We start from the raw sequence: 4,599 nt of genomic DNA, 5'->3' as shown, positions 1-4,599 counted from the left end.
GGGTCGATCTCGTAGATTTCCTTGCCCAGGTAAATCGCCTGGTTCGGGCATTCGGGTTCGCACACGTCGCAGTTGATGCACTCGTCGGTGATCAGCAAAGCCATGGTCAGCCCGCTTTCTGCGCCTGCTGCAGGGCGATGGCAACGTTGGCGCTGACCATCTGGCCCACATCGCCGCCGAGCTTGCTGATCTCGCGCACCAGCGTGCTGCTGATGCATTGCAGCGGCGCATCCGGCAACAAAAATACGGTTTCCACCTGGGGCCGCAGCTTGCGGTTCATCGCGGCCATCTGCGCTTCGTAGTCAAAGTCGGTGAGGTTGCGCACGCCGCGCACCACGGCCACCGCCTGCTGGGCCGCGCAGAAATCCATGATCAGGCCGTCAAAAGGCAGGACGCTGACATTGGCCATGCCCTGCGTTTCCTCGCGCACCTGCTGCAGGCGCGCGTCCAGGCTGAACAGCGTTTTCTTGTGGTGCGCCACGGCCACACCGATGATGAGGCGGTCAAACAGCCCGGCCGCACGGCGCACGATGTCCTGGTGCCCGAGCGTGAAGGGGTCAAAGGTGCCGGAATAAATCGCCACACGGGAACTCGGGGTGCTTGTCGCCATGCGGCAATTATGCCCGCCTGACCGTGGGCCCGCGTGTCCCTGCCACCTGCAGGGCTACGCGCTTTCCGGCGACAGGTTCTTGCGCACCAGCAAATGAAAGTGCACCGCGCCGGCCCTGCCGCTGCGATGCAGCTTCAGGCCGTAGTCGGCCAGGGCCTCATCGGTCCAGGCTTGCGGCGCCTCGAGGTAGACATAACCGGGCTCGGCCACGACCTGCGCCGCTGCCTTGAGTGCGGGTTCGAACAGCGGCGAGTCAAACGGCGGGTCCAGAAACACCAGCTGCATGCTGGCGGGTGTTGCCCGCCTCAGGGCGGCGACGCCGTCGCCGCGCTCCACCCGCACCATGTCGGCATGCAGTCTGGCCTGCAGGGCCTTGAGCTGGTCCACCAGACCGGCATCCTGCTCGCACAACAACACCTCGGCAGCGCCGCGCGATGCGGCTTCAAAACCCAGCACGCCGGTGCCGGCAAACACATCGATACAGCGCCAGCCGCTCAGGTCCTGGCCCAGCCAGTTGAACAGGGTCTCGCGCACACGGTCGGGCGTCGGACGCAGACCGGGCTTGTTGGCCACCGGCAGCTTGCTGCGTTTGTATTGCCCGCCGATGATGCGGATTTCGCCGGGCGGCACGGACTTGCGGCCCACCACCTTGCCCGATTTCGGGCGCGGCGCGGCAGGTTTGGCGGTTTTGTTGTCGGAGGCTGGCGTGTATTTCATGTGCGGCTCATGTGCGGCGCCTGGGATGGATCTCATCAAAGGACATGCCGTTTACTGGGGAGCAGCGCCTAGGATAACAGTCACCATTTTTTCGGGCTGCAGCTTGCGCGCAAACGCGGCTTTGACTTCCGCCACGCTGACTTTGGCGATGCGGTCGGTCCAGGTGTCCAGGTAGTCGAGCGGCAAATCGTTCCAGGCGATGTTGGCGAGGTTGCCGAGCAGCTTGCGGTTGCTGTCGATCAGCAGCGGGAAGCCGCCGATCAGGTTGTCCTTGGCGGCCTGCAGTTCGGCCTGCGTCGGGCCCTCGGCGACGAACTTTGCAAGCACCTCACGGGCAACGCGGGTGGCCTGGGCGGCCTGGTCCGGACGGGTCTGCAGGCCCACCGTGAACGCGCCGGCATGGCGGCCCGGCGAAAAATAACTGGAGACACTGTAGCTGAGGCCGCGTTTTTCGCGCACTTCTTCGGTCAGGCGCGAGACAAACCCGCCGCCGCCCAGCACATAGTTGCCCACGGTGAGGGCGTAAAAATCGGGGTCGTTGCGCTTGTAGCCGGGCTGACCCATCAGCACATGCGCCTGCGCCGAGTCAAACGGGATATTGAGCACCTGCGCACGCTCCAGCGGCGCCACCTCGGCCACCGCCGGCAGCGGCGGCGCTGCCGCACAGTCGGCCTGGGGCAGGCGTGCGAGCAGCCCCGTCACCAGCGTGTCAGCCTGCGCACGCGTCAACGCCCCCACAACGCTGACCCGGGCCTGGCAGGGCGTGATGTAGCGCGCATGAAAGGCCTGCATGTCGGCCACGCTGATGCGCCCCAGGCTGGCTTCGCTGGTTTCATGGCCGTAGGGATGGCTGCCGTACACGGCTTCCGAAAAAGCGCGGGCCACCCGGTAGCCGGGCCGGGTGTAGGCCTCCTTGAGCTGGGCCAGCATGCGCTGGCGGTCGCGCTGCCACACCGGGTCCGGAAACGAGGGCTCGGCGATCTGGCGTGCTGCCAGCCGCATGGCACGGTTCAGCAGGTCGGGCTCGGTCAGGCTGCGCAGTGAGAAGCTGAAGCGGTCGGCGCCTGCCGATGCGCCGAACTGCGCCCCGAGATCGGCCCAGGCTTCGCCCAGCGCATTTTCATCGAGCGCGGGATCACCGCCGCGTGCGGCCACACCCTTGGAGAGCAGCGACGCCGTGATGCCGGCCAGGCCAGCCTGGTCGGCCGCGACACGCCGGCTGCCGGCATCAAAGTCCAGCTGCACATCGACCATGGCGATGGCCGGGCTTTCGACCAGGTAGACCCGGGCGCCGCCGGGCTGCGTCCATTGCTGCACCGGAATCGCCGCCCATGAAAATGAAGGATAAAAAATGGCTGTAGCCCCTATCAACAGGGCGCCAACAGCTCTTTTTTTGATAGCACTTGTCACAAGAGTTCCCTTGGAAAACAGGGGAGAAGAAAAAGCCCGGCGCGGGCGGCGCGCGCTCAATGCCGCAGCCCCGTGGCCGGTACGCGTTTGGCGCGGGACGGATCGGGCGGCTGCGGCAGCAAGTTGGCCAGGGTCAGCTGGTCGTCGCTGAAATAACGCGCTGCCACGGCCTGCACTTCGGCGCTGCTGATGCTGCGCAACTGGCTGATCAGGCGCTCATCCGTGTCGAGCGGCAGGCCGTTGACCCAGTAGGCGCCCAGCCCGCGGGCCTGGCTGAACAGCGCATCAAGTTTGTAGGTTTCGCTGGCCACCCACTGCGTCTTGACACGCTGGAGTTCGGCCTCGCTGACGCCTTCGCGGGCAATCAGCGTCACCTGCTGGCGCAGGGCGTCAGCCACCTGGTCGGCGGTTTTTCCGGCGGCCGGCACCCCGTCGAGCACAAAAACCTGCGGGCCGCGGCCGATCAGGCCGTTGGACGCGCCGGCACTGTCGGCGAGCCGATGGTCACCCTGGGTCAGGGCGCGTTCCAGCCGCGCGCCGCTGTAACCGTCAAGCACGGCGGCCAGCACCGTCAGGGCCAGCGCATCGCGGTTGAAGGCATCACCCGCGCCCTGCACTGCGTCTGCTGGCGACTGCAGGCCCGGCACCTTGTACGACAGGCTCACATAAGCCTGGCTGGCCGGGGCCTTGAAGTCCATCCTGCGCAGGCCGGTCTGGGCCGGCTCGAGGCGCGGTTTGCGCGGCGGCACCGGGCGGGCCGTCGCGGCGCCATAGTATTTTTCCGCCAACCGCCGCACCTGCGCCACATCCACATCGCCGGCAATCACCACAGCCGCATTGGCCGGCACATACCAGCGCCGGTAAAACGCGCGGGCATCGTCGGGCGTCATGGCTTCGAGGTCGCTCATCCAACCCACAACGGGGCGCCGGTAAGGCGACGCCACGAAGGTGATGGCATTGGCGGCTTCATACATCAGCGCGCGCGGCGAATCGTCGGTGCGCAGGCGGCGCTCTTCCTTGACGACCTCGAGCTCCTTGATGAACTCTTCGTCGGCCCACTGGTTGCGGGCAAACCGGTCGGCCTCCAGGCGCATCACGTCTTCAAGCTTGTCCGAAGGAATCTGCTGGTAATAACCGGTGGCATCCCGGGTGGTGAACGCGTTTTCGCGGCCCCCGAGCGCCGCGACACGGCGTGAAAACTCCCCCGGCTTCAGGCTGGGCGTGCCCTTGAACATCATGTGCTCCAGCACATGGGCCACACCGGTGGTGCCGTCGACTTCGTCCATGGAGCCGACCCGCACCCACAGCATGTGGGCCGCGGTGGGCGCGCGCCGATCGGTCTTGACGATGACCGTGAGCCCATTGGCCAGCTGGAATTGCGTGACGGAAGCGCTGGGGGTTACCGGAGTGACAGGAGTGGAGGTCTGGGCCCCCGAAGGGCTGGTCAGCACCAGGCTGAAGAGCAGGGAAACAAGGGGGAGAAGGGTGTTGCGCGTGGGTGCCGAAAGCCGGATAAAACTGCCCATGAAATCCTGTGTGGTGTGTTTCATAGAATAGTGTGACTCCAAAGCACAACCAATGTTCAGTTTCTTCAAGAAAAAAAAGCCGCCTGCCCCCCCTGAGGCCGCGCCGGCAGCGGCATCACCCCCTGCGCTGCCCGGCGGCGCGGTACCCGCTGCGCCAGCCTTAACCACGCCGGCGCTGACCGGCGGCGGCCTGATTGGCAGTGCGCTGGTCACACCCATCGACATCCCCCTGCCCGGCGCGGTGCCAGCGAGCCGCGAGCACTGGGTCAGCAAGCTGCGCTCGGGCCTGCACAAGACCGGCGCCAGCATTTCCGGCGTGTTCACCGGCAACCGCAT

5 protein-coding genes and 1 pseudogene are annotated in these 4,599 nt (G+C 66.2%); 1 reads left to right on the top strand and 5 read right to left on the bottom strand.

The window, feature by feature from the left end:
• From PSV33_RS03190 to PSV33_RS03170, 5 genes are all read right to left on the bottom strand, one after another.
• On the bottom strand, positions 1 to 104 hold a 104-nt coding region (locus PSV33_RS03190), incomplete at its 3' end, for a 4Fe-4S binding protein (protein WP_300558623.1).
• A gap of 2 nt (positions 105 to 106) precedes the next feature.
• The gene (coaD, locus tag PSV33_RS03185; RefSeq protein ID WP_300558618.1) at positions 107 to 610 is read right to left on the bottom strand and encodes a pantetheine-phosphate adenylyltransferase; all 504 of its coding nucleotides are present in this window, start codon (positions 608 to 610) and stop codon (positions 107 to 109) included.
• A 54-nt stretch (positions 611 to 664) separates the two neighbouring features.
• The gene (gene rsmD / locus PSV33_RS03180) at positions 665 to 1,327 is read right to left on the bottom strand and encodes a 16S rRNA (guanine(966)-N(2))-methyltransferase RsmD (RefSeq protein ID WP_300558615.1); all 663 of its coding nucleotides are present in this window, start codon (positions 1,325 to 1,327) and stop codon (positions 665 to 667) included.
• A gap of 51 nt (positions 1,328 to 1,378) precedes the next feature.
• Positions 1,379 to 2,701 carry a pitrilysin family protein gene (locus PSV33_RS03175; RefSeq protein ID WP_300558621.1) on the bottom strand — a complete coding sequence of 441 codons (1,323 nt, stop codon included), beginning with the start codon at positions 2,699 to 2,701 and terminating at the stop codon, positions 1,379 to 1,381.
• A 92-nt stretch (positions 2,702 to 2,793) separates the two neighbouring features.
• On the bottom strand, positions 2,794 to 4,287 hold the full coding sequence (locus PSV33_RS03170) for a pitrilysin family protein (protein WP_300558613.1): 1,494 nt from the start codon (positions 4,285 to 4,287) through the stop codon (positions 2,794 to 2,796).
• A 28-nt stretch (positions 4,288 to 4,315) separates the two neighbouring features.
• Here PSV33_RS03170 and PSV33_RS03165 point away from each other — a divergent pair.
• Positions 4,316 to 4,599, top strand: a pseudogene (locus PSV33_RS03165) (signal recognition particle-docking protein FtsY); the annotation flags it as partial.

This window comes from Polaromonas sp. (genome assembly GCF_029945895.1).
In the GTDB taxonomy this organism is placed as follows: domain Bacteria; phylum Pseudomonadota; class Gammaproteobacteria; order Burkholderiales; family Burkholderiaceae_C; genus Polaromonas.
This window is presented reverse-complemented; position numbering and strand designations above follow the sequence as displayed.